The sequence below is a fragment of the Streptomyces canus genome, assembly GCF_030816965.1.
Taxonomy (GTDB): Bacteria; Actinomycetota; Actinomycetes; order Streptomycetales; family Streptomycetaceae; genus Streptomyces; species Streptomyces canus_E.
Map to the genome: position 1 here is coordinate 8,864,084 of NZ_JAUSYQ010000002.1, position 26,701 is coordinate 8,890,784.

The 26,701-nt window shown below is 68.2% G+C and carries 25 protein-coding genes; 2 read left to right on the plus strand and 23 right to left on the minus strand.

The window, feature by feature from the left end; genetic code table 11:
• Positions 1 to 3 precede the first annotated feature (3 nt).
• Positions 4 to 4,833 (minus strand): MobF family relaxase, encoded by a 4,830-nt coding sequence (gene mobF, locus QF027_RS41315; protein ID WP_307080557.1) that lies wholly within the window; start codon positions 4,831 to 4,833, stop codon positions 4 to 6.
• Positions 4,834 to 5,185: 352 nt separating this feature from the next.
• Between mobF and QF027_RS41320 the strand changes: the two genes are divergently transcribed.
• The gene (locus QF027_RS41320; protein ID WP_307080558.1) at positions 5,186 to 5,710 is read left to right on the plus strand and encodes a hypothetical protein; all 525 of its coding nucleotides are present in this window, start codon (positions 5,186 to 5,188) and stop codon (positions 5,708 to 5,710) included.
• A 508-nt stretch (positions 5,711 to 6,218) separates the two neighbouring features.
• Here the strand turns inward: QF027_RS41320 and QF027_RS41325 are convergent.
• The 22 genes from QF027_RS41325 to QF027_RS41430 all read right to left on the minus strand — a co-directional run bounded on the left by QF027_RS41325 (position 6,219) and on the right by QF027_RS41430 (position 25,050).
• A complete protein-coding gene (locus tag QF027_RS41325; protein ID WP_307080559.1) occupies positions 6,219 to 7,031 on the minus strand; it encodes a hypothetical protein in 813 nt (270 codons plus the stop codon).
• Positions 7,009 to 7,416 carry a hypothetical protein gene (locus QF027_RS41330; RefSeq protein ID WP_307080560.1) on the minus strand — a complete coding sequence of 136 codons (408 nt, stop codon included), beginning with the start codon at positions 7,414 to 7,416 and terminating at the stop codon, positions 7,009 to 7,011. Before QF027_RS41330 ends, QF027_RS41325 begins: the two co-directional genes overlap by 23 nt.
• Before the next feature lie 58 nt (positions 7,417 to 7,474).
• On the minus strand, positions 7,475 to 7,879 hold the full coding sequence (locus QF027_RS41335; protein WP_307080561.1) for a hypothetical protein: 405 nt from the start codon (positions 7,877 to 7,879) through the stop codon (positions 7,475 to 7,477).
• A 53-nt stretch (positions 7,880 to 7,932) separates the two neighbouring features.
• Positions 7,933 to 8,463 carry a hypothetical protein gene (locus tag QF027_RS41340; RefSeq protein WP_307080562.1) on the minus strand — a complete coding sequence of 177 codons (531 nt, stop codon included), beginning with the start codon at positions 8,461 to 8,463 and terminating at the stop codon, positions 7,933 to 7,935.
• A gap of 68 nt (positions 8,464 to 8,531) precedes the next feature.
• Positions 8,532 to 9,122: a hypothetical protein gene (locus QF027_RS41345; protein WP_307080563.1), complete on the minus strand. Its 591-nt coding sequence runs from the start codon at positions 9,120 to 9,122 to the stop codon at positions 8,532 to 8,534.
• Positions 9,123 to 9,220: 98 nt separating this feature from the next.
• Positions 9,221 to 9,871, minus strand: a complete 651-nt coding sequence (locus tag QF027_RS41350) for a hypothetical protein (RefSeq protein ID WP_307080564.1) — start codon at positions 9,869 to 9,871, stop codon at positions 9,221 to 9,223.
• A 113-nt stretch (positions 9,872 to 9,984) separates the two neighbouring features.
• Entirely contained in the window at positions 9,985 to 10,734 is a 750-nt protein-coding gene (locus QF027_RS41355) for a hypothetical protein (protein ID WP_307080565.1), read from the minus strand.
• A 121-nt stretch (positions 10,735 to 10,855) separates the two neighbouring features.
• Complete coding sequence (locus QF027_RS41360) at positions 10,856 to 11,473, minus strand: hypothetical protein (RefSeq protein WP_307080566.1); 618 nt, start codon at positions 11,471 to 11,473, stop codon at positions 10,856 to 10,858.
• 224 nt (positions 11,474 to 11,697) lie between these two features.
• A complete protein-coding gene (locus QF027_RS41365) occupies positions 11,698 to 11,967 on the minus strand; it encodes a hypothetical protein (RefSeq protein WP_307080567.1) in 270 nt (89 codons plus the stop codon).
• 403 nt (positions 11,968 to 12,370) lie between these two features.
• Positions 12,371 to 13,261: a hypothetical protein gene (locus tag QF027_RS41370; protein WP_307080568.1), complete on the minus strand. Its 891-nt coding sequence runs from the start codon at positions 13,259 to 13,261 to the stop codon at positions 12,371 to 12,373.
• Positions 13,262 to 13,899: 638 nt separating this feature from the next.
• Complete coding sequence (locus tag QF027_RS41375) at positions 13,900 to 14,112, minus strand: hypothetical protein (protein ID WP_307080569.1); 213 nt, start codon at positions 14,110 to 14,112, stop codon at positions 13,900 to 13,902.
• Between the two features lie 122 nt (positions 14,113 to 14,234).
• Entirely contained in the window at positions 14,235 to 14,990 is a 756-nt protein-coding gene (locus QF027_RS41380; RefSeq protein ID WP_307080570.1) for a hypothetical protein, read from the minus strand.
• A gap of 117 nt (positions 14,991 to 15,107) precedes the next feature.
• Entirely contained in the window at positions 15,108 to 16,037 is a 930-nt protein-coding gene (locus QF027_RS41385) for a hypothetical protein (protein ID WP_307080571.1), read from the minus strand.
• 97 nt (positions 16,038 to 16,134) lie between these two features.
• A complete protein-coding gene (locus tag QF027_RS41390; RefSeq protein ID WP_307080572.1) occupies positions 16,135 to 16,485 on the minus strand; it encodes a hypothetical protein in 351 nt (116 codons plus the stop codon).
• A gap of 290 nt (positions 16,486 to 16,775) precedes the next feature.
• A complete protein-coding gene (locus QF027_RS41395) occupies positions 16,776 to 17,636 on the minus strand; it encodes a phosphoadenosine phosphosulfate reductase domain-containing protein (RefSeq protein WP_307080573.1) in 861 nt (286 codons plus the stop codon).
• 112 nt (positions 17,637 to 17,748) lie between these two features.
• On the minus strand, positions 17,749 to 18,345 hold the full coding sequence (locus QF027_RS41400) for a hypothetical protein (protein ID WP_307080574.1): 597 nt from the start codon (positions 18,343 to 18,345) through the stop codon (positions 17,749 to 17,751).
• 98 nt (positions 18,346 to 18,443) lie between these two features.
• Positions 18,444 to 19,868, minus strand: coding sequence for a DNA cytosine methyltransferase (locus QF027_RS41405; protein ID WP_307080575.1), 1,425 nt, complete (start codon positions 19,866 to 19,868; stop codon positions 18,444 to 18,446).
• A gap of 86 nt (positions 19,869 to 19,954) precedes the next feature.
• Positions 19,955 to 20,296, minus strand: coding sequence for a hypothetical protein (locus QF027_RS41410; RefSeq protein WP_307080576.1), 342 nt, complete (start codon positions 20,294 to 20,296; stop codon positions 19,955 to 19,957).
• An 84-nt stretch (positions 20,297 to 20,380) separates the two neighbouring features.
• Entirely contained in the window at positions 20,381 to 21,217 is an 837-nt protein-coding gene (locus QF027_RS41415) for a hypothetical protein (protein ID WP_307080577.1), read from the minus strand.
• Between the two features lie 558 nt (positions 21,218 to 21,775).
• Positions 21,776 to 23,281, minus strand: a complete 1,506-nt coding sequence (locus tag QF027_RS41420; protein WP_307080578.1) for a hypothetical protein — start codon at positions 23,279 to 23,281, stop codon at positions 21,776 to 21,778.
• A 167-nt stretch (positions 23,282 to 23,448) separates the two neighbouring features.
• Complete coding sequence (locus tag QF027_RS41425; RefSeq protein ID WP_307080579.1) at positions 23,449 to 24,234, minus strand: hypothetical protein; 786 nt, start codon at positions 24,232 to 24,234, stop codon at positions 23,449 to 23,451.
• 486 nt (positions 24,235 to 24,720) lie between these two features.
• Positions 24,721 to 25,050: a hypothetical protein gene (locus QF027_RS41430; RefSeq protein ID WP_307080580.1), complete on the minus strand. Its 330-nt coding sequence runs from the start codon at positions 25,048 to 25,050 to the stop codon at positions 24,721 to 24,723.
• A 536-nt stretch (positions 25,051 to 25,586) separates the two neighbouring features.
• Between QF027_RS41430 and QF027_RS41435 the strand changes: the two genes are divergently transcribed.
• Complete coding sequence (locus tag QF027_RS41435) at positions 25,587 to 26,642, plus strand: hypothetical protein (protein ID WP_307080581.1); 1,056 nt, start codon at positions 25,587 to 25,589, stop codon at positions 26,640 to 26,642.
• Positions 26,643 to 26,701: the final 59 nt, after the last annotated feature.

Here is a 26,701-nt window from a genome sequence, read left to right on the forward strand (position 1 = left end):
CACTCACATTCCCGGTCCCCTGCGTGGTCCCGAGTTGGGGCCGCGGCGCCGGTGGTGGTTCTGTTCGTCCTGTGCGGTGTCGGCCCGCCGCCGGCGGACGGCATCGTCCGACGGCACGCCTGGTGCGACGGGGGTCAGGCCGCGCCGCGCTCGTTCGGCGTCTCGGTGGGCGCGGACTTCTTCCAGGCGCTGTTGGATGCGGGCCCGCTGGAAGAGCGTCATGGCCTCGTGCAACTCGGCCCACAGCTCCCGCTCTTCGGCCTCATCAGGAGTCTCTCCCAAAGGCTCGCCGGAGTCGATCTGGTTCAGCATCCGATAGGCGGCGAGAGCTGCAACGAGTTGCTGCCACTGCTCCTGCTGAGTGCTGTCCTCCGAGTCCGGCGCAGGTATCTGCTCGACCCATTCCTCAACAGGTTCCTGCCCCTCCAGCGCCCGGCGCAGGGCGAGTTCGGCGAATGCTGCGGCGGCAGCCGATACCGCCTCCCGGTCTTCCGGCTCGGTCATATGGGCGTCGAGCAGCCGGTACTGGAAGTTCTCGGCCGTGCGGGCGGCGATCCGCATCCCGCCGGACGGCTCGTCGGGCCGATGCCGCGCGGCGGCGGACGCGCGGGCACGGCGGCCAACCTCGGCGATGCGCTGCTGGAAGATCGACCAGGCATGGGCGTCGCGGGGATCAGCCGGCTGCTCACCAATGCCGGGAACGTCGTCTGCCAGAGCATGGCGGATGCGCCACACTTCGGCCACCGCTGCGGTGCGCAACCACTGTTCGCGCAGTTCGGTTCCCGCGGCGGGGACCGGGCCGAGGACCCGAGCCCACGACGGCGGGGACTCGACCAGGGAAAGTCCCATCTGCTGCAGTCGCTCGGAGAGTACGAAGCGGCGCTCGACCAGGTGCTGACGCCAGCCCTCTGGGGTGTCCATGTCTCGTACGGCGGCCGACGGAGCAATCCAGTCAGGCAGGTGGCCGTTGTTGTCCGGGACAGGTGCCGGACCGTCCGGGAGCTCGTCGCGTAGCCGCTGTTCAGCTCGGATCTTGGCGGCGATGAGCTGGGCACGCCTGAGCCGTTCCCTGGCTGCGTCCTGGCGGTGCAGGTTGACAATGCGCTCGGCGCGCGTGACCTCCACGGGCTGCGTTGCCGTGTGGCTGCCGCCGCGACCGGGTTCACGTTGCCAGTCCTCGCGCATCCGTTCGCGTACGGGCATCTTCCTGCGCAACCGCTGTTCGTGCCGCAGCAGTGCGTGTTCCGCGGCAGCGGCGCGTTCGGCGGCGTGGTCGCCTTCGTGTTCCGCGCGGCGGATCCTGGCGCGCACGTGGGCAATGGCCGCGGCGAGTTGGGCCCGGGTGAGGTGCCCGTGTGCCCGGTCGGGCCACGCGGGATGGGGAAGTCCGTCCACAACAACCGGCCGGGGCTGGCTGTCGACTGCGGCATCCGCACGCAGCAGTTCCTCCAGAGCGGTCCGGCGGTGCAGCTCGGCGAGTTCCAGAAGGCGCTGCAGCTGCTCCCTGCTGAGCGTCTTCAGCGGGCGACTGCTGCCCGGCTCGGCCTCCCTTCGGGCGGCACTTTCGGCCGCCTTTCGCCCCTCCTCAATGCGGTAGTCGATGCGCCAGGCCAGCACCGCGGCAGCGTCTTCGGCGTCGGCGAAGTCCCTCTCGTCAAAGGCGATCCGGATGAGCCGGCCGAGGTCCCAGCCTTCGGCCTCGGCCGCGCGCAGCGACCGCTCGGCGACATCCCAGGCGTCCGCGGCGATGAACATCTCAGCCTCAGGCCCGAGGACACGACGGATGAGGTTCTGCAGCCGTTGGCTGGTGGCCCGGGCGTAGACGTCGGTGTATTCGGCGACGAGCTGGCCGATGCTGTAAGCGCGTTCCTGTTCGACCTCGATCATCTCGTGGGCCGAGATGGAGGCCTGGCTGCTGTGGGCCACGCTGTCCAGCACGTCACGCATGCTCTGGGTCTCGTCGGTGACGACATAGACGTGGTTGGACTGGCGACCGCGGGTCGCCTCGACGTAGGCGGCTTCCCGCGAGGTGCGGGCGGTAATGACGCCATGGGCGGCATCCACAGTGATGCCCTGGGCGCGGTGGGTCGTGTACGCGTACCCGAGCTCGGCGTGCCTGCGCAAGTAGCCGCTTGACAGGACGATCCGCCCGCCGTGCCCGGTGTGGCGGACGCGGACGTTGCCGCGCCGGTCGATCCGCTCGATCAACCACTGGTCGCCGTTCTTCACGAAGTCGCGGCCCCCGAGCAAGGAGAGCTTGCGCTGGTTCTTCCGGGTCACGATGACGTCTCCGACCGCGGCCTGGAGCTCGTCGCGCAACCTGGCCGTCCAGCTCAGATCGAGCCGTCCGGAGGCGAGTTGGAAGGCCTGGGCCCGGAGGTTCAGTTCGCGGACCATCTCGCCGTCGTCGGCCATCATCAGTGCGTTCACACCGGCCTCGATGTCGCGTTGCCACGCCGCGAAGACGGCGTTGAGCATCTCCTCGCGGCTGCCGCCCACAACCCGCCCCTGCTCCAGATACCAGCTCCAGGCATCGGCCGGGTCACCATCGCGCAGGACAAGGGTTGCCTCCCCTTCGCCCTCGGTCTGGAAGCGGTGAAGCTCTTCCAGTTCCACCACACCTACGTCGCGGGCGAGTTGGCGCAGCAGGCCCCCCGACTCAACAGAACCGAGCTGCGCGGGATCTCCGATGAGCCGGACCAACGCGCCGGCGAACTCAGCCTCGGCCACGACGCGTGCGAGGTTTTTCGAACCCGCCATGCCCGCCTCGTCCACCACGATGACGTCGCCCGGGCGGAGCGCGTACTCCTCTGCGGAAGCCTTCTTGCGCTTGCCTCTGCGCCGCCTGAGTACGCGATGGACGATGCTTCCTTCGGTCAGCCGCTCGCGCTGGGCGAGCCAGCCATGAAGCGTGTACGCCGTAGTGTCGAGGTCGCCTTCGATGACCTTCGCCGCGCGTGAGGACGGGGCAAGAGGTATGAGCCGTCCGCCCCCGGCGGCCACCGCATCGCGTACAAGCTGCAAGGCAGTCGTCTTACCCGCGCCGGCCGGGCCGATGCCGCCGACAACGAGCCGGTCGGAGCAAGCAAACGCCTTCGCGAGCCGACGCTGCCCGGCGTCCAGCTCATGGCCCTGGAAACTGTCGGCGACCTGCGCGAACCGGTCCCCGGCGAGCGCGGGGACCACCACGGTGCGCGCCGCGTTCAGGACCCGATCCTCAGCGGCCAAGACCTCCCGGGACGTGTACAGGACGGACTCGCGGCGCCGGTAGATGCTCGTGCCGTCGGCCCGCAGAAGAGGGGCGAAGGGCCGGTGCAGGTCGGGCGGCGTGATGCTCAGTGAACCATGCGACAGCACGCGTTCGGTGATCCGCTCGGCGAGCCCGTCGGCCGCGGTGCTGCGGCCCCGGCTGAGCCGTACGACGTGGCGTCGTGCCTCGGCCAGCACATGCCGCTCGCCCCACACGGCTCTCTCCTCGGACACCACGGCAAGGACGTCCTCAGCAGCCTGCGTCACGTCGATCTCAGCGAGACCACCGCTGCCGTCACCGGAGTGGGACGCGTGGGCCTGCGCCGTACGCAGCAGCGCATCGACCCGTTCCCGGCCGACCGCGGCGATGGCTTGCCTGCGCCACATCGCACGCAACTGGGCCAGGGACCGCCCCTTCGTCTTGGTCGGCCTCGTCTCCAGCGTCGCCTGCTGGATGAGCGCCATCCGGGCCGCCGTTCCCGGCTCCTTGCCGTGCTCCTGGCGGTAAGCCTGTAGCAGTTCCTCCAGCCGCCGGCCGATGTCCCGCGTCCGCTTTGAATGCGGCTGCAGCACCCCGCGGTCGAAGCCCTTGATTCCCATCACCGGACGCTTGCCCGGTGTGACCTCGCGCTCCTCGGCCTCCAGCCCGAGCTGCGCGCACACCTTCTCGACCAGGAGCTGGTTGTAGTACTCGGAGGCGGCAACTGCCATCGCGTACAGCAGTTTCCCGTCGATCGACCGCCACTTGCCGTCGGCCCCGCGGACCTTGTTCGCCACAACCAGGTGGTGGTGGAGAAGGGGCTCGCCGAGCCGGTTGTCGTGGTGACGGAAGAGGGTGGCGACCAGTCCGCCCTTCACGTCCTCTTGGGCAACGCCGTTGATGCCGGTCCGGGTGGCGAGAGCGTGCTCCTCGATCCAGGCGACCGTCTCAAGGACCGCCTCCTCGTCGCACTCGATCGTGATCCGGCAGACATCTTCGTCACCGTCGCCGAACAGTCCTTTGCTGATCTCTTCCGGCCCCCGTAGGACGAGGTCGTAGGCGGCAACCGCCTGTTGCTTCGAGGCGGTGTTGGCGCTGATGTACCGGGTGAGTTCCTCGGCGTCCTTGGGCGAGCGGCCGAAGCCCGCCCGGAAGGCGATGGCGCCGGCCTTGGCCCGCAACTGCCTGCGCTCGTCGGCGGTGGCCTCCCGTCCCTGGCGGCTTTCGAAGGCCTCGATCTCATCTTGGATCTTCGCCGCGAGCGGGCCGGCGTTCTGGTCGTACCGGTAGTAGCGACGCCCCAGCCGGGCTCGGCGAGTGGCCTCAGCGGGCGAGAGGCCCTCGTCCACAGCTGCCTTGATGATCTCGTCCGCGTTCGGGTGCAGCCCCTCGCCGTACAAGGCCTCCATTTGCCGCTCGGTCACCGTCCCGGACACGCCCAGTTCAGCGATTCCACCGCCTACCCACACGCCCGGTGGATTTCCTTCTGCCGTGTAGTAATCGCCCAGGTCGCGGTCTGCGGAACGGCGCACATCTCCGGTGACGGTCTCGCTCGTGTAATAGCGATAGCCATCCCCAGCTGAGAGTTTGTGGATGGTCATCATGCACTCAGATTACCTTGTGTCATTGTGAATGCAAGAGCTTTGACCGCGAAGAAGGGGGGTGCAGGGATGGGGAGTTGGCGAGCGAGGAACGAGTCGAGCCAACTCACCGACCTGCACCTTCCTTCTTCGCGGACCGCGAAGCGCCCACGGTTTTCCGCAGGTCCGCTCTCCTGAGCGGACCTGCGGAAAACCGCGCAGTTAGCGTTATCCACAAGCAAGATCAACTCATTCTGAATGCCTCTGAATGCCTCTGGGTGTGTCATTCGAAAATGGCCATCAATTTCCCCCTGGGTGAGGGTCGATTCATCGGCCACAATGACCCGGAACCCATCGCTGAGGGGAGGCGAGTTCGATGGCACAACGGAGGCAGCGGAAATCGGCGCGCGAGGTCGAGGCCCGCGAGCGAGTACGCGCGCGCCGGGCCGCGCACTGGGAGCGCGAACGGAGGCTGGAGGACCTGGCCACCGACTACGAAGTGGCGGCGCAGGAGATCGAGGACGTCACCACAACGACTGAGGAGAAGATCGCCGCGTACGCTGCCCGGCTTCGTGGCGCGGCCGAGGTCACGAAGCGGGACCTACAGGGTCAGCAAGCCGAGAGCGTCGGCCAGATGCTCGAACTCGACGGCGTTCGTTCGGTCGCCGATCGGCTCGGAGAGCCCGTGGAGACCGTCCGCAAGGTCGCCGCCGCCAGGTCCGGCAAGACAGAGGAAGCCGGGAAGCCGGACCATGGCGCCGCAACGGCGAAGACGACCGCACAAGGGACGGCAGCGGGCCAGCCTGTTACCGATCCGATCACGCCCAAGAACGAGGCGGTCGCGTCCTCTCCTGACCCGGTGCTGTCTGAGCCGGCTGAGCAGAGCGCGGCATCGGTATGAGAGGGGAAGGGATGACACCCAACGGGATGACCGAACGGCCGATCGAAGACCTCGACCCCGAGTGGATCGGCCTCAGGATGGAGGTGGAGGACGAAGGGGGGACGACGATCGGTTTCCGGCTTGGCCGTTACGAGAAGACAACGGTCGACGGCAAGCCCATGTGGCGCCTCTTCAGCGACCAACCCTCCTGGAGCGTCACGGTGTACGGGGGGACCAAGCTCCGCTGGGTACCCCAGCCACCCACTCCTGGGAGCCAGACCGGTCACTACCCACAGCAGCCGGTACCGGCCGCCCACCCCGCGCCGCAGGTGCCCCAGTACCCTGTCGCAGCGCCCCCCGGGCCGACTGCTCGAAACCCGCAGTCCTGGGTGACGCAGCCGCCACACCAATAGGGACGACAGAACAAGCAGCGAACGCACAAAGCCGCGGCCCCTGTACCGACGAAGAGGATGTCGGTACAGGGGCCGTGGCTTGGTGTGCCCCGGGCCGGCTGTCTGCTCTGCGACGCTCAGACCTCGAACGGGAACACGTAGGTGAAGAAGTCGGTCCCGTCCTTGTCGTGCAGGAACGTGATGCGGTTCCCTTCGATGCGGCACAGGCGCGCCTTCGGCCATGCCGTGTGGGTCTCCTGACGGTCCACTCCGGGCCGTGTGGCGCGGATGCGCGACATGCTGATGCTGTCCAGCTCACGGGGTCCGCTCCGCTCGGGGAAGCGGTGGTGTTCGACCGTGAATGTCTTGCAGTGCATGGCGCGGCGCTTGAACTCGGCGAGACTGATGGGGGGCGCGGTCGCGGGCTCGTCACGGTGCAGGGAGACGCGGTGCGCTTCCTCGCGACTCATGGCGTACAGGTGGTCAAGCCCCTCGGGCTGCGCCGTGCACTTGTCGGCCGTCCACTTGTACTCGGCGGCGCCCCGGGCAAGCGCGGCCTGCCATGCGGTGTGCTCTACGTGGTCGCCCCACTCATCCCAGGACCACAGTCCGCCGATCTCGTACCGGCCGTGCTCGTCCGGCCGGACCGTGACGGTGCTGCCCGGCTCGATGTCGTCGGCGTCCACCGTGAACGTCAGCGTGCCGTCGTCGGCGAACTGGGCGGTGATGCCGCACTCGTCGCGGTGCATGTCTGACACGATCAGTTCGGCTGTCTCACGGGTGAACAGGTGGGCGGAGTACGGCGTCCAGTGGTCGCGCAGCGGAAGACCGACGTACGGGCCGTAGCTGGTTCCCTCCACGGTGAAGAGCTGGATGCTCAAGGGCGTGCCGTCGGCGCGGCAGGTCGGGCGCGGTTCGGCGGTCGTTTCATCGGGGGGCGTGGCGGTCACGATGCTGGGTTCCTTCCTTGTGAATCGTGGGTGCGTCAGGGGGAGGGAGTTGGCGGTCCGGGACACGTGGCACGGGCTGGCTCTTCGGCTGGTGCGCGATGATGTGGTGCCGGGAGAGAACGTCACGCAACTGGTCGAGGGGCACTGAGAGTTCGTTGGCCGCAGGCTCCAACTCGGCATCTGTGAAACGGGGCCGCCGTGCGGCGTTCGCCTCGCGGTCGTTGCGCATGCGCACCTTGCCCTGTCCGGCCAGCACGAGCAGGCGCCGGTGCACGCTGGCGTGGTGCACGCCGTACTTACGCCCGAGGGCGGGCGTGGACATGCGCAGCACCGTGTAGTCGTAGATCAGCGCGTCGTCGTCCCACTCGATTGGTGCGCGGCTCATGCTCTGCTCCTAGGGAGAGTGGCGGTGGCCCGGAGCGGTGGTGTCCCGGGCCGGATGATCAGGAGCGGCGCGAAGCCATGCACGGGCACTCGGTGAGGCGGTCCCAGGGGAGACGCGCGTGCCAAGCGACCGAAGCCCCTTCCGCCAGGGCGTGAAGGTCTCTGGGGGCGATCCACGGGAGGTCTTGGAACGCCAGGAGCGCGACGTCCAGCCCACCAATCACGTCGTAGCCGAAGGGCAGGGCACGGCGCTCAAGCGAGAGCCGGTTTTCCTGGGTGTTCGGCATGAAGGTGGAGGACGTGAAGGTTCCCCGAACTTCGAGGAACTCGCGGTCGGTGAAGTCGTCCAGGCCCACGTGTTCGCTGAGTCTCGGCTGGATCAGGTCACGAGCGCGCTCGATGTCGGCGTTGACCTCCTGTAGGAGGATGGCGAACTCATCGGCCGACATGATCCGGTCTGACATTTGGGTGCCTTTCTCGGCGTAAGGGGAGGGCGTCAAAGGGTCGACGGTCTGTTTCAGCGGCGGCTCATCACGCCCCGGGACGTGCGGGGCACGCGGGCAACGGGCGCGGCGGCCGGGGGCGTTGCCGGTTCCGCCGGGGCGGCGGGCGCGCGCTCGGGCTCTTCCTGCGCGTCGCGCCGTACCGGCGGGTCGTAGCGCTGGAGGATGCGGGCGACAGCGGCGGCGGCGTTCGCATCGTCGGAGAACAGGTCGCGCTCCCAGAACTCCCATGGCCTGCCGCGCCGTCGTTCGAACTCGCCCAGGTACCCGAGGTCTCCCCACTCGGCGCCGTCCGGGTAGCTCGACCGGCACGTCCAGCCATAGCCGTTCAGGTTCTCGGGGTTGATCTCGGTGACGACCAGGTGGCCCCACGGGGAGTGGTAGACGATGTACGGCGATGCTTCCGGCTTGCGGCGCGGGTCACGGGGTGCGAGGGAGCGCAGCACGCGCGCGCCGGGGTAGAAGTTGTGGCCGCGCAGCGCGCGCTGTGTCTCGAACAGCGGCAGGTCGGAGAGCGGATGGAAGCGGGGGATGCGCAGTCCCACGGGGGTTGCTCCGTTCGGTGGCGGGCGGCCCGGGGCGGTCGTGCCCCGGGCCGGCTGACTGCTCTGGGTCAGGCGTCGGCGGCGGCCTTGTCGTCCGGGAGCGGGTATTCCGAGGCCGGGTTGATCAGCAGCGCCTTGAGGGCCCCCCGGAAGATGTCCAGGGCGGCGGTGTCGTCGGTGTGTCCGTGCGCCCGGTCGTGCGCCGTGTTCAGGGCCTTCTCGATCTCGGCCATGGTGAACAGGGTCGGGCGCGGTGCTCCGTCCGTACGGCCGGACGTATATGCGGGCAGCAGCGTGTAGTGGTCGACGCGCGCCAGATCGGCGGCGGGACCCTCCGCGTGCCGGTCGCCGGTCGAGATCCGCCGGGCGTGGGTGTCGGTGGCGCGGTACCACTCGATGCCCCAAGGCCGGTCGAGAGCGACGATCAGGGCGCCGTCGTCGTCCCGGGCGAATGCGGGCTCAGCGGCGATCGTCTCGGCCATCAACGCGATCTGCTCGGCCAGGTGCCTCTTCGCGGCGGCCTGGGTGGAACCGCGTCCGACGAGCGCGGCCAGCCTCAGGCGCCATCCGTCACCGCGCCGGGCGGGGCGTTGCGTTGCGATGCCGGTCAGTGGGACGGCAACCGTCTTGGCGTCGGTGGCGGAAGCATCAGCGGGCATGAGGAATCCTCTCGGTTCTCGGGAGTTGGGGCCGGTCCGTGAGCTGGACACCGGCCCATACGCGGCCCCGGGGACTGCACCACCCCGGGGCCACCGCGTCACACGCGAGCGTGGCTCGGGTGGCGGAGCACGAACAGCGCCTTCGCCTGGTCGGTGGTGGAGCGAACGAGCCGGGTGAAGTTCTCCCCGCCCCACACCGTCCACCGGTCGCCGCCGATCTGCGGCGACCACGTGAGCGCGTACCGTTCACCGTCGGACGTGGTGACGTCCCACCATCCGCGCTGCGTGCGCGCCGTGACGGTGGCGCCGTCGATAGCCGGAATCTCCGGACGCGGACCGTAGCGGCGCTCTACGTACGACAGGTAGTCGGCCGTCGGCTCGATCGCGATACGCCACCGGCGCCGGGAGGCGTCCGCCCCTACCTCCGTCCACGTCCAGCCGAGCACGGGACGGAACCCTGCCTTCACCAGCGCACGGGCTGCCGCTGCCTCCGCGTCGTCCTGGGGGACGTCGTGGCGGATGTCCAGCCGGATTACGTGCGCCGTGGTGCGCAAAGTGCCGGACTCGTCGAGCAGCCACACCACCGTTTCCCGGGTGCCCCGGTTCCGTACCAGCTCCGCTGTCACCGGCCGCGTGCGCTCCTCGGCCCGCCGGTCGCGCTCCAGCGCCTCAGCCTCCGTCCACTCCCGCCGGTCGGTGCCGTCCGTGGCGAGTCGGTGAGCCGCGGGGTGTTCGTCCTGCGTGGTCATGTCGTGGTGTTCCTCTCTGTGGGGTTGGGGCCGTGCCCCGGATGGGGTGGCCCGGTGCTCCCCGGCCCGACTCGATCGGGCCGCACACCGTCTGTGGCGGGGGGCTGCGGTGCCTAGAAGGGGGGTTCGTCGTGGCGGCGGGCACGGGCGGTGTGAAGCCGGTTGTTCGCCTCGGCCAACCTCTCGCCGTCCGCGACCTCGAACGCGCTCCGGTCGACCGTGTGACCGCACTCCCACGCCGTGCACACGTAGACCGGGCCTGTGCTCGCGTACAGGCCGGGCACGGGCGTGTAACCGCCGTAGTGGCACTCGGAGCAGATGTGCGGCGTGAACACCTCATGCCCGATGAACAGCTCTCCCGTGTGGCGCTGTTCAGCGATCCGGGCCCGCGCCCGGCCGCGCTGGATGCATGCCTTGTCCTCACACGCCCGGCTGCCGATGACCCCGTCGGTGGAACCGTCGTACAGGGTCACGGTGCCGGTGTCCTCGCACGAGCCGCAGAACGGGGTGCCCTCGGTGGCGTGTTCGAGCATCGTGAGCGCCACCCGCTCAGCCGGTGAGAATTCGAGGTAGCGCACCAGGGCGCCCAGGGTGCCCGGCTCGACACCTTCGGGCCGTCCGTGGCAGGTGTGGCGGCCGGTCTTGTGATCGGTGACGACGTACCAGCGGGTCCGGTCGCGCACCGGAAGGCCGTTGCCCTCCAGCCGGTGACCGGTCTCGATGAACAGGGACTGTCCGGCGGTCTGGCCGTCTACGCCCTCACGCGGCTTTCCGGCCGACTGGGGGCCGTCGAGTCCGAGGACGTCACCGGCCGCGTTGAATGCGTGCACCGTGTAGCCGTTGGGCTCGGTCTTGCTGGTCATCGTGCGGGTTCCTCTCACTCGGGGGGACTGCCCGGTCGGTCTCCGGGCGGGTGGTGGAGCCGGGGCGCGGCGGCCGTGCCCCGGCCGGTTTCGTGGCGGGGGCACGGTCGCTCGGGGCGGGTCAGTCGCCCTTGCGGAGTTCGCGGATGGTGTCAGCGACGCGGGCGGCGATGTCGCCGAGTTTGTCGCTGGACCACACATCGACGACGTCGGTTCGGTGTGCCTCGGGGAGGGTCTCGACGTACAGGACTCCGCTGTCGGAAACGGCGAGGGTGTAGCCGCCGCTCTCGCCGTCTGCCTGGAGGTAGCCGCGCACGCCCCACGAACCGGAGTCTGCGAACCACTCGTCGCCGAGGAGATCGGCGGCGGCGCGGCCGATGTCGGAGACGGCGAACGGGTATTCGGTGCCGGGCTCGGGGTGGTAGTGGCCCGCTTCGTCGCGCGAGAGAGAGACGGCGTACGCCTTTTCGTACGCCACGATGGCGTCCAGCGCGACGCGGCTGGCGATCCGGCGGTACTTGCGGCGACGGGCGACCTGGGCGAAGCACACGGCGGCGATGGCCTCGTGAACCTGCTTGGCGGTGTCGGCCCAGACCGCGAGGTGGTTGCGGGATGCCGCGTACTCCCGCATCACGGTGAGGCGCATGGCGAGCAGAGGGGCCACGCGTACAGGGAAGGCGGAGTATCCGCCGTGCGCGGCGCGCGCCTCGACGGCGTGCGGGGCGATGGCGATACGCATGATTGGGTCCTTTCGAAGCAGGCCGGTTGCTCCCCGGCCGGAAGCTGCGGGGCGCGTGGGCGCCCTGGAGAGCGGAAGAGGGGGGATGGGTGCCGGGCGCGGCGTTCCGGCCGGCTCGTGCGTCCGACGACATTCACGAGCGAGCTCGCGCGTGGGCGCAGCCGCGCATCCCGGCGATTCGGTAGATCCCGGCTCGCTGCTGGCAAGCTGGAGCCGGGCGCCGCTCAGTCCATGCTCAGCGGCTTGTACGGCTCGTTCCGCTCCCAGTCCTCCGTGACGTCACGGCCGTCGCGCATGACGTTGATCGTGTAGCCGTACGGGTGGATCACACCCGACTCGCGGGCCGTCTCCTCGCCGTGCTCCTTGACGTCACGCTTGACGGCGGAGGTCAGGGCCTCGTAGGCGTCGTGGTAGTCGTCGAACGGCTCGATGTCGCCGGTCTCGCACACCATCCAGAACTCGGTCTGCTCGGTGTCTTCGGTGTCCTCGGCCAAGGTGAATCTCCTCGGTGGATCGTGGGTTCCGGGGGCTTTGCCCTGCCCCCTCTCGACATAGGTAAATCTATCTTCCTTGGGTGGGGTGGTCAACGTGAAATCCTGGCCCAACAGGGGTCAATCTCTGCGGATTTCACCCTGGCCGCAAGGCGGTGGAGCCGCGCATAGTTTCGCGGTGCCGCGCCCGGCCACGGCGCTGAGCCGCCCCCGGTCCGGTGCCGGTGGATGCCCCCCTCCCCATCCCGGCAAAGAAAAAGCGGGGCCCGAACGGACGGAGCGCAAGGGCGCGGCGCAGCCCGCCCTTGCGCTCCGTCCGCCGAGGGCCCCACACTCGATCGCCGGGATGCGAAGGTGAGAGTGTCGACCGAGGCCTGTCCGTTCGGGGGCTCCGCGGTCGGCGGGGTCACATGGGGGGCGCGAGAAGCTCGGCGATGTCCGTCTCGTTGTAGTACGGCGTGTCCGCCACCGTGATGACTGGCGTGGGGGCGTTCTTGCGCTTGAGGAGGGTCTTCACCCGCTCCCGGCGCTGCTCGGGCGTGAGTGCGGCGGACGTCTTGGGCAGTCGCTCGGCGATCTGGCTGCGCGAGATCAGACCGCGCGCGGGGAGAACAGCCTCGGCTGCCTGCCGCAAGTAGCGGGCCGTGACGTCGGCGCTCACACCGAGTTCCCGGGCAAGTACCTGGGTGGTCAGGTCTTCGCCCTTGTCGATCGCCGCGTTCAGGCGCCTGATCACCTCTTTGCGGCGGGTGTCCTTCGTGCCGGACTCGGCTGAGATCTCGGCGGGCCGTGGGCCGGTGTATCCCGGACGGGTAGTGTCGTACCAGAGGAACCAGGCGGAGACCTCGCTGGCGTCGAACATGCGGTCGTACTCGTCGCGCGGTGGAAATGGGCGCTCGGGGTGGTCCCGGTAGTCGGCGGCGAGCAGCCGTACGGCAGTCGGCGTCACGCCGCGAAGACGCGCCATGTCCACCCAGCGCCACCGTTCGCCGGGCGTGTGGGGCATGCGATGGGGCTCTGCGGCGAGCCGAGGCCCGGGGCTCACTTCCGGCGCCCGCTCGTTGGGGCCGAAGAGCTTCTCGCGCACCCACTGAGCGCCCTCGTCAAAGGGGAAGAGCTGGACCCGTCGCGGACCGGTGCGGGCTGTGGAAGCGAAGTCCGGGTCGGCGTCCAGCCAGTTCCGGACCGTCTTCTCGGCGACGCCGGCGAGGTGCGCGAAGTCCTTGCGGGTGAGCTCCTGGGCGTCGCGCCGTAGCTCGGCGAGCCGCTGTTCGAACTGTGTTCTGGTCGTGGTCATCGAGGCTCATCCTGTCTTATGCAAGGCCCTACACTGTCTGGTACTGCAACGGGCTCTCCATGGAGATCTCCGATTGTGGGTTCCAGGGGCCGGCGGCTTTGCCCAAGTCAGCACACTTCGGTGGTGCTGGTACGGACTTCGTCCGTGTCGTCGGCCCCGCTTTCGTCTCCGGACGCTTCGGCGCTTGTCCGGCGCGAGGCAAACCACTCGGCGACGGCCTCCGCGCACGCGGCGGCGTGGGCCATGAGGTCCCATCCGGGCTGTGCCTCATAGACCCGCTCGATATCGCAGTAGTCCGAGCCGTCGTAGCCCTCGTATGCCGTGGCGTACCAGCCGCCCGTGTACTGGGCAACGGGGCCGCTGACATAGCGGGGAGTGCAGAGGATGATGTGCTCGCTGTCCAGGGCCTTGTCCTGGGAAGGTGCGGCGGGTGGGCGATGACGAAGTCCTCTCCGAGTTCCAGGAACCCAGGGACTTCACGGACGGCCAGGGCGTGCAGCAGCACGGCGGCGACGGGAATGGCCGCAAGGTTGTCCATGGGAGGCATGCCTTTCAACGTGGTCGGGATTGCGCTGCCGGAGGCGTGGGCGAGGGAGTAGACAGTGGCCAAGCCGCCCAGCTTGACCAGCCAGGACTGGTCAGCGGGGCCTGGCGTCTACGGGGCTTAGGACGCCGACGCTGATCGCGAGAGCCTCCACGTCGGCATCTGTGGAGGGGACTGCGTTGGCTGTGGGCCGGGGCCGGGAGGAGACCAGGCGCAACCTGGCCGGGGCGATCAGGCGCAGGGCCTGGCGTGCTGCCCGCTCGAAGCCCGCGCCGGGGTCGGCTGGGGTGCTCGCGGTGGTGGTCATAGGAAGACTCCGCTCGGGGGCCGTTCCTGGCGGGCGGGAGGATTCGCCCGTCCGCCAGGAACGGCGTGGGTTCCGGGTCCGCCACTCGGCTTGCCCTGCCGGACGGTGGACGAGGGGTGCGGTCAGCGCGGGGACGAATCGCTCCGGGTGCTTCCGGGCTTCTCCGGGCGCGGCCGGAGGAGCGTGCGGCGTCGCTCGGCATAAGCGGCGACTTCCCCGGTGCGCAGGAACGTGGTTTCGAGCGGGTTCTCCTGGACGTGCCACATGCCGCTGCCTTCGTCGCCGTGCGGCCGGAAGTCAACGATGAGCTTCAGGTCCGCCAGGGTGGCCAGGGCGATGTGCGCCTGCTGCTCGGCGCGCGGGAGCTGTCCGAACTTCAGCTGGTTCAGGTCGGCCACGAAGAACCGCAGTCCGTTCTTGAAGAGGTCTTCGGAGCTGAGGTTGAGCCGCTCTGCGCACAGCAGCAGATCGGCCAGAAAGCGGGCGATGACCTCGCTCACGTCGGAGGGGGCCAGGGCCGCGAGTTCCTCTTCGTCGACGAACCTGCCGAAGTCGAAGGTCTCGAATTCCCCACGCAGTTCCCAGATACGGTGCTGCAGCAGGTCGAAGTTGTTGAAGCTGCGGCGGGTCCAGTAGTGCAGGACGTCGCCGAACAGGGTAGTGATGGCGTTCTCCGCCTCGCTGCGGAAAGCAGGGCTGGTGCGGAGTACCTCCCACCCGGCCGTCCACTGGTCTCGGCCGTAGGCCAGGACGGCGCGCATACCGCGGACGGCGGGGTCCTGGTTGAAGACGGCGCCGACACACGAGGTGTCGAGGTATTCCCACACCGCGGCTTCGCCGCGGTCGGTGCGGGTCTTGATGCGGGACGGGGTGTCCATGCTCGGTTGCCTTTCGGGTGAGGCCGGACGGCAGTTCGCCGGCTGGAAAAGTGATGGGCCGATACCGGGGACGCGGACGGCCGTGCGCGTGTCCGCGTCCCGGACTCGGGGGATGGGTCAGGTCCTGGGGAGGTGGGCACGCGCGTTGTCGCGGATCCACGACGCGGCGAACTTCGCGCAGTCGGCGGACTCCTCGGCGATGCCCCCGGGCACGTGGGAACCGCTGTACAGCGTGTCGATCAGGTCGCCGTGGGCGTCGTGCAGGGTGATCGTCCACGGCTCGTCGTGGGCATCGACCGGTCGATCGGCGCTTTCGTCAGACTTGACGAACAGGCGCGGGCCCGTGTGGACGTCTTCCCCGGTGGCGGCGATGTCGAGCGGGATCACGCGATACGTGATGCCGCATTCCCGCATGGGGTATGACGGCACGCCGTACGCGCCGAGGGCGGCGTGCAGCACGTCGCCCTCGGTCGGCGCGGGCTCGTCGACCGGGCGCATCTCGATGTAGCTGCCGGGCAGGGCCACGGTGTACGTGCACGACGCATCGAGGAGGATCCGTGCATACGGGATCTTCTGCCACTGGCCGAGGACGAACTCGACGCGGTCGGCAGACAGGGAAGCGGGGTGCTCGATCTCGTCGCCGTCGTGGGAACTGGCGTAAGCAGCCGTGTAGTTGACGGCGTGCGCGACCGGATTCGCCGGTGCGATCACGGTGCCGTGCGCGGGCACGGGGTGCAGCTTGCGGTGAGCCGCGCCGAGAGTCAACCGATGAGTGGCGGCGACGACCTCGTAGGCGGCCGTGAGGGCTGTCTCCTCCCGGAGGGACTGCTCGCGGTCCATCCGCTCCGTCTCCGCAGCTTCGAGCCACTTGCTGCTGAAGTCGGGAGGAAGGAGCCGCTGTTCGGAGCGGAACTGGAAGAGACGGCTGTCTGTGCTGATCTGTCGCTGGTGCCTCGCTGCCGCCCTCCGGTGGAGGGCCAGCACGGCCAGGGTCAGATCCAGCTGATGCCGCGCGGCCGTGAGCCGCTCCCGGGCGGCGGTACGCATGGCGTGACTCTGCATGGGGTGCTCTCTCAGGTTGTGGGTCCGGCTCCGGTGCGCGGCTTTGCCCTACCGCGCACCGGAGAGATGTGGATCTGTGCTGCTAGTCGAGGGCCTCGGCGTCGAGGGCCTCGGCCAGGGCGCCGAGCAGCTCTCGCAGGGAGCGCTTCAGGCCGTTGGATCCGGCGGCCTCCAGCACGTAGATGAGGAGGTTGACGCAGATCTGTCCGGCCAGCTCGGGGGCGCAGGAGGTGTTGAACGTTGCCCAGCCGTCGGGCGCGGTAGCCCAGCCCGGCGTGACGACGTTGCCCTCACCGTCGATCTTGGTGCCGTCCTCGCCGACCCAGCGAAGGGCGTAGGTCAGGTGAGCGAGTCCAATCTCCGCCTGCGTCGACTTGATGAGAGTGGAGTAGTCGGTGGGCGCTTCGATGGGGAGAGGCCCGTTGAAGTCCATGGCTGATTGCCTTTCACGGTTGTGGGTTCGGCGCCGGTGCGCGGCTTTGCCCTGCCGGGCTCCGGCTGGGAATCGAGACGGTCGCTCTGGCGGCCTGACGAAGCTGAGAAAGCCCTCGAAGGCCCCGTTTTGACATAGGTAAATCTATGTTCTCCTGCCCAGGGGGTCAACGGTGTTTCGCTTCTCTGGGACCCCGAACCTCGGGCCCCTTGGGGATCTCCAGGCATCCATGCCGCGCCGAGTCCCGGAACGACCTTGCGGCGGCTGGGTTCGCTGTTGCCCTGGTCCGGTCAGCTGCGAGCGAGTTCGATGATCCGCCGCAAGGTGAGGTTCTTTTTGAACGGCTTGCCCATGCGCTCCTCGGCCCCCGCGTACTCGTCGAAGAGCTCCGGATTGACCCGAGCGGACTCGATCAGGTCCTCTCTCTTCGCCAGCGGGCACGCCCGGCAGCTGAGCCGCCCCACCCGCTCGTAGGCGGGGTGCCAGGGGATCCCGTGGTCACGGTGGATCTCCCAGACCTCGGAAGTCTTGAGGTGATGGACCGGCAGCCAGGTCGTAACGACGCGCAACGTCTTCGCGGTCATCCGGTGCTGCTCGACAACCGGCTTCTTCGCGCGAGCCCGGGACTCCTCGGCCCGCATACCCATGGCGTATCCGGCCCGGATGGGGCGGCCGAGCCGCAGTTCGGCGCCGAGCTCGTCGACGAAATCGCGCCCGACGGCCGTTTTTGTGTCACTCGTGCAAAATCGAGCAAAATACCCCGGCCAGTTGCCGTGGTCCATGATGCGGTCCCACAGGGACGGCCACCGCTTGCTGCGGCGGACGGCGAGCGGCACGCCGTACAGGGCGGCATGGCCACGGGCCACCTCCAGCGCGCCCGGCCACTCGATCAGGTGCCCGTTCGGCGTACGACCGAGGTCGCAGTGCAGCAGCTTGACCTTGTGCAGCTGGCCCGCCTTGTCGGCCTGTGTGCACACCTCGTGCACGAGGGCTCCGCTGTCCTTCCCGCCGCTGTCGCCGACGACCACAACGTCGTGGTCTTCCCAGTCCCACTCGACGGGAGCCGCGGGTGCGGCCGGCGGGGCGAAGAGTTCGAGTTGGGCGCCGCACGGGCTGCCGCAGGGTGGAGGGGGAAAGGTGTTCTTCGGCATGGGTTTCTCCCAGAGTTGTTGAGTGGGGCCGCCTGGGAGCCGGGCAGCAAGGGCGGTGAGTCCGGCTGCTGTGGCCGTGCCGAGGCGGCGCCTGCCACGACAGCCGGCTGGATCAGCGGGGCGAGATCAGGTGCACGTACATGGTGATGACGGCGTGCGCTGCGGCCTCGCTGAGGCGCAGAATCTCCAGGTTGCACACGGCGGTCATGTCGGGGCCGGACAACTCCAGGAGTGCGACCTCCACTTGCCAGCGCGCGGACAACTCGGAGGTGTAGGTCGGAGTGTCGGACGCCTCTTCGTCGTAGCCGGGGAGGGGACGGCTGTCGACCACGCCCAGGAGACCGGCGGTGTGCTGGTCCAGCCACCTGGCCGCGTCGCCTTCGTAATCCGTCGGGTCGTGATAGGCGGCCTCCTGGCTGTCGGGGGTGCCGCCGACAGCGGTGAGGATGGCGGGTACCAGGTCGAGCGGCAGGAGTGTGAAGCGGACGTTGTGCCCGTTGCGTGTGTAGGTGTTGGACCACCGGCCGGAGGTGGCCGCGTGGTTGAACGACACGTCCACCCACGGCGACTCGCTGGGCCGGGAACGCGTCACCTGGGGCCGGATGTCTCGGGTGAGCAGGAGCCGGATCGCGGCTTGTCCGGTGCGGGTGTGCTGGATGGTGCGGGCGACTTCTTCGCGGGCTACGTGCCGGGGGTCGGGGTAAGGCATGGGCGCTCCATCAATGTGTGGGCGCCGGGCCCGGTTTGCCCTCCGGGCCCGGCTGGATGGGTCGGGGTGGAGCCGCCCTTCGGCGGCTCCACCGGGAGTTACAGAACGGCGGCCACGCGCTCGCCGAGCCACTGCGCGACGTTGCAGCTCACCGCGTTACCGGCCTGGACCGTCTTGGCTGCGTCGCTGGTGCCCGTGACGATGTAGCCGGGCGGGAAGCGCTGGGCGTTCATCTGCTCGCGCCACTTGAGCATTCGGAAGTGGCAGTCCTCGATGCGTGCCGCCTGACGCAGCAGACCGGCCGAGTCGTGCGTGGAGAGGGTGTGCAGCGGCTCGGACGTCGGCTTGGCCTTCGCGCCCTTGCGGTACGGGATGACCAGTCCATGGTGGTTGCCACCCGCCATGACCGCGGACAGCGGCCGGTCGATCTTCCGCGCCTTGCCGTGGTTGCGGAGCTCGATGACGAACGGCGGAGCCGCCAGATCCGGCGACGACGTGGCGTACGGGAGGACCCCGGGCGGGAGGAGCAGCCCTTCCCCGATCTTCGCGCACCGGGACGGAAGCGGGGCCGTGTCCGGCCGGAATGCCCTGCCGTCATGTCCGCTGTGGTTCAGGGTCAACACCGAGGGGTCTTCGGGGAACATCTCCAGCCCCGCCTCAATGCGAGCAATGGTGCTCTCGGCAAGCGGCTCAAGCCCGTGCTCGGCACGTTCGGCGATGCGAATGCCTTCGTCGTCCCAGTTGATGATGGAGGACGCGGGCTGGACGTACGGCTCCACGACCCCGTGGCCGCAGGGGCACGTGTAGTCGTACTGCACGCCGTACTTGCCGACTCCACTCCTCCGGGGCTTCTGGCCCTTGCGGGGCTTACGGGGCTTGCGCCAGGTCTGCACCGCGTGAACGTCCTCGTCGCAGACCTCGCAGAAAGCGAGCGGCGTCGGCTTCACGTCTGGTAGCCGGACCCCGATCCGCGTGAACACGATGTACAGCCGGTCGCGCCACTGCGGAGCGGGAAGATTGAACTCGTCTCCGATGTGCGCGGACGAGACACAGACGATCTGGTATTCGTAGCCCAGCTGCGCCATTCCAGCCAGCCACCAGTCGAACAATTCCCAATCGGTCGCGAACTCGATGACGTTCTCGACCAATACGGCCTTGTAGCGGTGGAGTTGCACGGCTCGGATGACTTCGAACGCAGTGGCCCGTGTCCGCTGGAACGCCTTGTCCGGGAGGGATTTCCATTCCTCGTCGTCCAACTGTCCCTTGATGCGTGGGCGGCCCCCTGCTGGACTTATCTCCGTACAGATGGGACTCGCCCAAAGAATGTCCGTCTTCGGGAGCCGCCTCATGTCGTAGTACTCCATCTCGGCGCAAAGATGCTCTGCGTCGGGATGGTTGGCCGTGTGCGTGTCGACCGCAACTTGCCAATGATTGGCCGCGAGTCTGAGTTCAAGGCCTGCGTTGACTAGGCCCGTACTGGAGCCGCCAGCGCCCGCATACATGTCGGTGAAAGTGAGACTCAAATTCTCTTCCTGCGAGTGTGGGTTCCGGGGCGCGTCAGGCCCGGTTTGCCCTCCGGGCCTGACGCGTTGAAAGAGTTCGGAAGCAATCACATGCCGACGGTCCGGGACGTGAGCCAGACCGCGGTCTCGATGACGTTCTCGACCGTGACCACCTGGAAGCTGCGTGTCTCCGCAGCGCGGATCAGGTCGTAGGCGGAACGGGTACCGAGTTCGGCCGCCAGGAGGCGGGTGATGCGCAAGCGGGGGTCCTCGGCGCTGAAGGCGGGCCGTCGGCCTGCCGGGTTCCAGCTCGGCAACCAGGGCGGGGACGCCCAAAGCAGCGGGGCCGTCTGAAGGTGGTCAGGAAGCGTGGCCGGTTCCGGGCCGCTGGTGTAGCCGGTCAGGGCCCGGCGCCAGTGGTTGGGGGCCGGGGGAATGCGGGGGGTCATGTGTCCATCCGTCCTTGTGGGTTCGCGCGTGCCGGGCCCGGTTTGCCCTCCGGGCCCGGCACGCTGGGGGGTGTGCGTCGACTGCTAGCCGCCGTAGGTCTCGATGACCTGCAGCTCGACGGCGAGGAGGCGGCTGATGCGGGTCACGATCTCGGCCGGGACGGCGATGGTGGCGCCGTTGTAGCCGTCGGCGTCGAAGATCGTCATCAGGGCACCGCCGGGGGTCGCGCGGTCGGCGCGTCGCAGGCCGGACAGATCGGAGATGAGGCCGTAGAGCTTGTCCGGCCCGTCCTCCTGTTCTGCGGGAGCTGGGGCCCCGAGCGGGTGACGGCCGCCGTAGCGGATGGCCGTTGCCTGGAGGTAGCGCTTGGTGTCGTTGATCATCTGGTGAAGGTCGGGGCCGTGGTGGACGACGGCGATGTGTTCGTCTACGCCCTCGTGCTGCACGTGCCACTGCTTGACCTGGTCGGCACGGCTGGGAAGGCCCTCGGGTCCTCCGGTGATCAGGTGCGTGGAGTCCGGGAGGTCGACTCGGATGAGGAAGCCGACGCCCTGAACGGGGACGACGTTCCCCCTGATGCCGTGCTCGTGCAGTGTGGTAAGGACGGGTGCGTACTGGGGGCCGATCTCATCGGCCGAGTAGGCCATGCTGATCGCCCAGTCCACGAACGGTTTGGCGTCGCTGGTCCAGGGCAGTTCACCGCGGTCGACGACAGCCTCCTGTGGGTTGCGGCGCATCCAGAGCAGGTTCAAGACCGGGCGGGACGTGGGCTTGGGCGGCGCGGGCCACAGCGTCACCTGGTCCCCAGAGCTGGGGAGGGTGAATACGACCTGCTTGCCGTAGAGCCCGTGTGCCTCAAGCTGTGCGCGTTCCCGGATGGCGGTCGCGAGGTCGGTCATGGAAATGGGGTTTTCGGTCACGTAGGTGACTCCATTCCTGAGCGTGGGTTCCTGGGGGCTTGCCCTGCCCCCATTGGAATTGCGGTTCTTGAAATCACGTCAATGTGCTGCGGATTAAAATTGAGCTCTCTGTGGAGTTTTCAAGGATCGGTAACCGGGGTGGATCTATTTGCTGTCGAGCTGGGCGGGCGAACTTTCGCCTTTCACTTCCGCCCCCTTCCGACATAGGTAAAGCTACGTTTCTTTGGGTGGTGGGTCAACCTCAGAACGCGAGTATCGGGAGGGGAGTTGGATGCGTTTTGCGTGCCGGTCGAGTTGCGGCCGAGGGTTCCCATCTATGCGGTCTGCACTCGGCCACGGTGCGGTACCGACTGCCGTGTGGTGCCGTTGAGTACCCCTCTCCCCTTCCCGGCGAAAGAAATGAGGGGCCCGAACGGGAGGGGTGCAAGGATGCGGCGAAGCCCGTCCTTGCACCCCTCCCGCCGAGGGCCCCACACTCGGAAAGCCGGGAAGAGGGAATGCCCTGGCCGGCTCGCCGTGACGCCGAGGGAGTGAAGCCGGGCAGTGCCGTCTGCGGGATCAGGCGGGGAGCCTGAGCTGTCGGCAGGTCTCCCGCCACAGCTTCTCGAAGTTGTCCTTCTGTTTCTCGATCACCCCGCTCGGGGCGATTGCGTGGAACTCCTCAACGGTAGGGAAACGTGAACCGCGCGAGACGGCCTGACTGCGGACATGGCCAAGGGGGTGCAGGAGTCCTTCTTCGACGTGCTCGCCGCCGTCCTGGGCGCGACTGCGTATGAGGTGATCGACCTGCGCGCGCGTTCCCCTGAAAACGACCTCGACTGACCGGCTCGCCTTCCCCTTCCGGGACGCGTCGCGGCACGCTTGCTGCGGTTCGCGGCAGACGGGTCCGTGCCACTGCACGCACGGCAGTGTCCGCTCGCCCGTGTCGGGGGCGAGGCAGCCGGGCCACGGGGAGCGGCAGGAGTCGCCGTGCCGCTCTCGGCAGCTGTCGGTGCGGGCCGCTGGGAATACACGGCGTATCCGGTACAGAGCCCATTCCGCGGAAGCCAGATGGTCCTCCAGCGCCCGGAGCGCCGCGGTGTTGCCGTCCTCGGCAACCCGGTCGTACAGGGTCTCCTTCGGGTAGAACGAGCCGTTCTCGTTCAGCGCCATCGACGTGTACTCCAGGGCCAGCACCTCGACAGCCTGCTGAAGGTGGTCGCGCAACCGCGCCATATGGGCTGGCCGGGAGGCGCACGAGCCCGAATAGACACAGAACGTGCAGTACGACTTGGGCCACCACAAGCCGAATTCGGTGAACAGCCGGGTCTCCACGACGTCGCGGTCCCAGCCCTGCTCGATGAGCGGGTACTCGACGGTGCAGATGGTCCTGCGGGCCTTGGTGTTCTCCTTCTGCTGGCACGCGTCATACGTTGTGGCCCGCTTCCGCTCGCGGGCGTGGTAGCCGACGACTTTCCGGAACGGCCTGTCGGGGAACTCGGCCAGCCCCCACTGGTCCAATGGCCACCCCTTGTATTTCAGCGAGCACGTGTTCCCGCCGGCGGCCTGGACGACGGTGCCGTTGAGCGAGAGCTCGTCCATGAGGGTCCAGCGTCCACGCGGGATGAACTTGTGCGGGGCGCGGGAGTCGGCAAGGACTTCCCAGCCGTCCGCTTCGTACGGACCGCACCGCGCGACCTGGATATAGCGCACCCGATGCCGCCGGAGGAGGGGAAAGATGTGTTCCTCGACGAGCCTGATGGTGTCCTCCCATTCCGAGCCGACAGTGGCAGTGATCACGATTAGGTCGGAGAGGTCTGGCTCCAGGCCGTAGCTGAGCGGGTCGCGCAGCATTTCAATCAAGACCAGTGTCGAATCTGCCCCCAATCCGTAGGACAGGACGGTCGGCGGCTTGACGCCGACCGCAGTGGGGAGATGCTCGTCCCAAAGGTCGAGTTGGAGCAGTTCGGGGCTGTGGGCACCCATGTGATGTCTACCTCTTGCCGAAGGTGGGTTCCGGGGGCCTTGCCCTGCCCCCGTTACGACGTAGGTGAATCTGCGTTCGGGTCCGAGCAGGTCGGGCACGTCTTGGCGATGCCGCTGCTCTCCGTCAGGTGGGAACGACCGCCCGTAGTCCAGGCGTTGGGCACCGGATGCCGCCCGCGTGGGAGGCGGGCGGCATCCGCTCGGCCGGTGTCAGGTCGTCGGCCGCCTGGCTGCTTCGGTCCGACCGGCAGCCGGTTCCGAGGGCCTCACGTCTTGGGCTGGTCGGCCGTGAACCGCACGCTGCGGATCGTGGTGCCGTCCCAGGCACTTGTGTTGCTGTGGGACTTGATGTCGGCTTCGAATCGGGTTTGCGCGACTGCGCGGGCCGCAGCCTCGGTCGGGGCCTCGTCTGCTGGGATCGAGTACTCCCATAGCCCGTCGTCCCCGCCGTCGTCGGGGTGCTGGAACTGGATCACCCATCGTCCGGTGGAGGCGAACACGACTCCGCCGTCGAGCGTGATCTGCATGGGCACGGAGTCCTCGCCCCAGAGCCGGATGCCGATCTCGGTGAGCCCGTCAAGGTGGACGGAAACCCGCAGGACTCCGGCTTCGTCGATGTAGAAGAAGCCGGTGGCCCCTGCGATGGTGACGTTCGGGTGGCAGGGCATCTCCGGGTCGCTGTAGTCCGCGGCGGAGAAGTGGGCTTCCAGGTTCAGTTCCCGGCACACGGATGACTCGCCCTCGTCTTCGGCGTTGGCCAAGTGCTGGCGGATGGCCTTGGCGACGCCGCGGGCGACGTCCTCGGCACGTTCCTCGGCGGGGGGCTCAGGGAAGCGGGCGATCTCGCCGAAGAAGGTGAATTCGCCGAATTCGCCGAAGCGGTCGAGAGCGGCCTCCAGAACCAGATGACCGTGGTCGTCGACGTGGAGGGTGAAGGTGCCGGTCTCGGGCGCTGTCAAGCGGCCGTTGACCCCGTAGTGGCCGCGCTCGGCCGCCCAGTTGCCGCCGAGGATCGTGGCGGCGCGCTGCGCGATGGCTGCTGGAGTACGCAAGGTCTAGCTGATCCCTTCGTTTCCGGTGGGAGCTCGTGAGGGCACGCGGTCGGCATGGCATCGCGCTGACGGAGGCGCCGGGCCGAGGTGCACCGACGGACCTCCCTGACCAGGTGTGGCTCTGCCATTGCGCGAGGTCGCTCCCCGCGTTGCTGGAGGACACTTCCGCCGCGCATGCGTGTCGGTGCCGGTTTCAAGCCCTGGTCGTGTCCGGGGGTCCGAGGACGCTTTCGACATCCCCGATCCGAGGATCATCGGCGTGCACAGTCCACCTGGCAGTCGTTCCGTCCGCCAGGGTGATCTCGATTGATGCGCTCGGCACGTCGGTGCCCCGCAGCTCGGTGATGGCCTCGTCCTGATTCGTCACGAGCAAACTCCTACCTTTCGTCGGTGCGCGTACGGAGATTCGTCGGTGCCCCGCCGACGGGCGGGCCCGCAGCCGGGGGCCGGGCAAGGTGACGGCCCTGGCCCCCGGCGGGGGCGTGGTCAGTCGAGGACGATGAAGTTCTCGGGGTGCTCGATGGCCATCTGGAGCATTGCGGCGTCAGGGCCGCCCTTCGCCATGATCAGCGTGCCGCCGAAGCGGGTCATCTGCTCCTCTGTCAGCTCGCTCTCGCCGCGCTCGGTGAGGAATTCATCGACCGCGTCGAGCACGTCGTCGGGGTGGGTGAACTCGCCAGCCATTCCAAGCAGTCCGGCCGGAGAGCCGTCGCGCCACAGCTGCGCTGAGAACGAGCGGAAGACCGGGTCGAAGACCGCCTTGAGTTCGGTGGTCTCGTTCAGCCGGATCGGCGACTTCAAGTCCTTCAGGTCCACGGAGACTCCTGGTCGAGAGTGGGTTCCCGGGGCTTTGCCCTGCCCCGTCCTTACATAGGTAAATCTATCTTTCGGGGGTAGGGTGGTCAACCTGAAAAGGGGCCTTGTGCTGGGCAAATGCGATCGTTGATGGTGGTCTGTGGTTCGCTCCGTCCTGCGTCCCGCAGTCGGATGGCGGGCTTGGCCTGGCGTGGTGGGTTGCCGTGGAGATCGGCCCCGGCCCCTCCCGGCGAAGAGAGATTTTGGGGGGGGCCGCCGGACGGAGTGCAGGGGAGGACGGTCAGTTTTTCTCCGCGACGTAGGAGCGGAGAAAAAGTGAGCGGCCGACCTTGCGCGCAGTCCGCTGCGGTCTCCCATAATCGGCAGCCGGGAGGGACACCACCCGCACTCGGCCACGTGCGCCAACCACCCATCGGTCCGGACCCATTGCATTGTTTTCAGGAATGGCCATCACCGTTCCGGGAGCCGTATCACACGCTGTACTGGCGGCCAACTCAGATGCGGGAAAAAGCCAGGAGGGCTCATACTCCCTTCCCATGACGACCGCACAGCCGGCTCGCCGGTTTGGCCCTGACTTCGTGGCTGAACAAAGGCGCCGATACGGCCACCGCCGTCCTGAGGGCCGGCCTCTGTCCTACGACCTCGCCGTGGAGAACGAATACGAGACCTGGCGGGTCTGGCTGGACGCACAGTTGGCGCTGCTGCCGGAGAAGGACGCCGAGACCTACGCAAGGAACCTCTGGCGGGATCAGAACTTCTGGAGCGATCACATTGAACTTGCCGCTGGCGAGGCACTCCGAGCGTCAGGCCTCCGGGTGGAGTACGAACGACTCTGGGGCACACAGACGCCGGACTGGACCGTGCTTGACGAAGCTGGTGAGCCGCTCGCCCTGGTCGAGGTCCTGACACATAGCCCGTCGAAGGAGATGTACGGGAGAATGCGGGCCTGGCACAACCTCGTCGAGCGAGTCAAAGAGATCCCCGTACCGGTGGTGCTGACCGTGGCCGGCCCTCATGACCGCCCTCTGGAACCGCCGGACGCGCGCACGGCGAAGAGGATCGCCCAGGAGCTGCGCCGGTACCTGCTGTCTCCACTGCATCGGACGGAGTTCCCGAGCCACGGCTACACCTTCCTCCTGCAGGCCGATCGGCAGACCGGGATGACGATGCGTGCGCCGGCGATGCGCACGATCCTGGTACCGCCCAGCAGCATGGCCGGAGTCGTCTCGGCTCAGCCACTGGTCGCGGGAATCGACGAAAAGGTGCGCAAGTACCGTGCCCTGGCTGAGGAGACCGGCCTGCCTCTGATCGTCGCCGCAGGCGCCGACAAGTTCACAGGCCTCGGCATCGAACAGCTCGACTGTCTCCTCAACGGCGAGCACACGGTGACCGTGCAGTTCAACTACGGCGACACCTTCATCCATGCCCCCATCGATCTCCAGCCCGGCAACCCGCCCCGGTGGGCTATGCCCCCCGAGCTGGCCGGCGTGCTCTGGGTGGGCAATGCCTTCCCGTTCACGGCCAGATGGCGGCCGAACGCGACAGCCCTGACACCTGCACCAGACCGCCTCACAGAAACCTGGAAGCGTTGAGGCCCACGGCGTGAAGAGCCCGAACGTGCTGAAGGGATCCTGCTCGCCGTCTACAAACC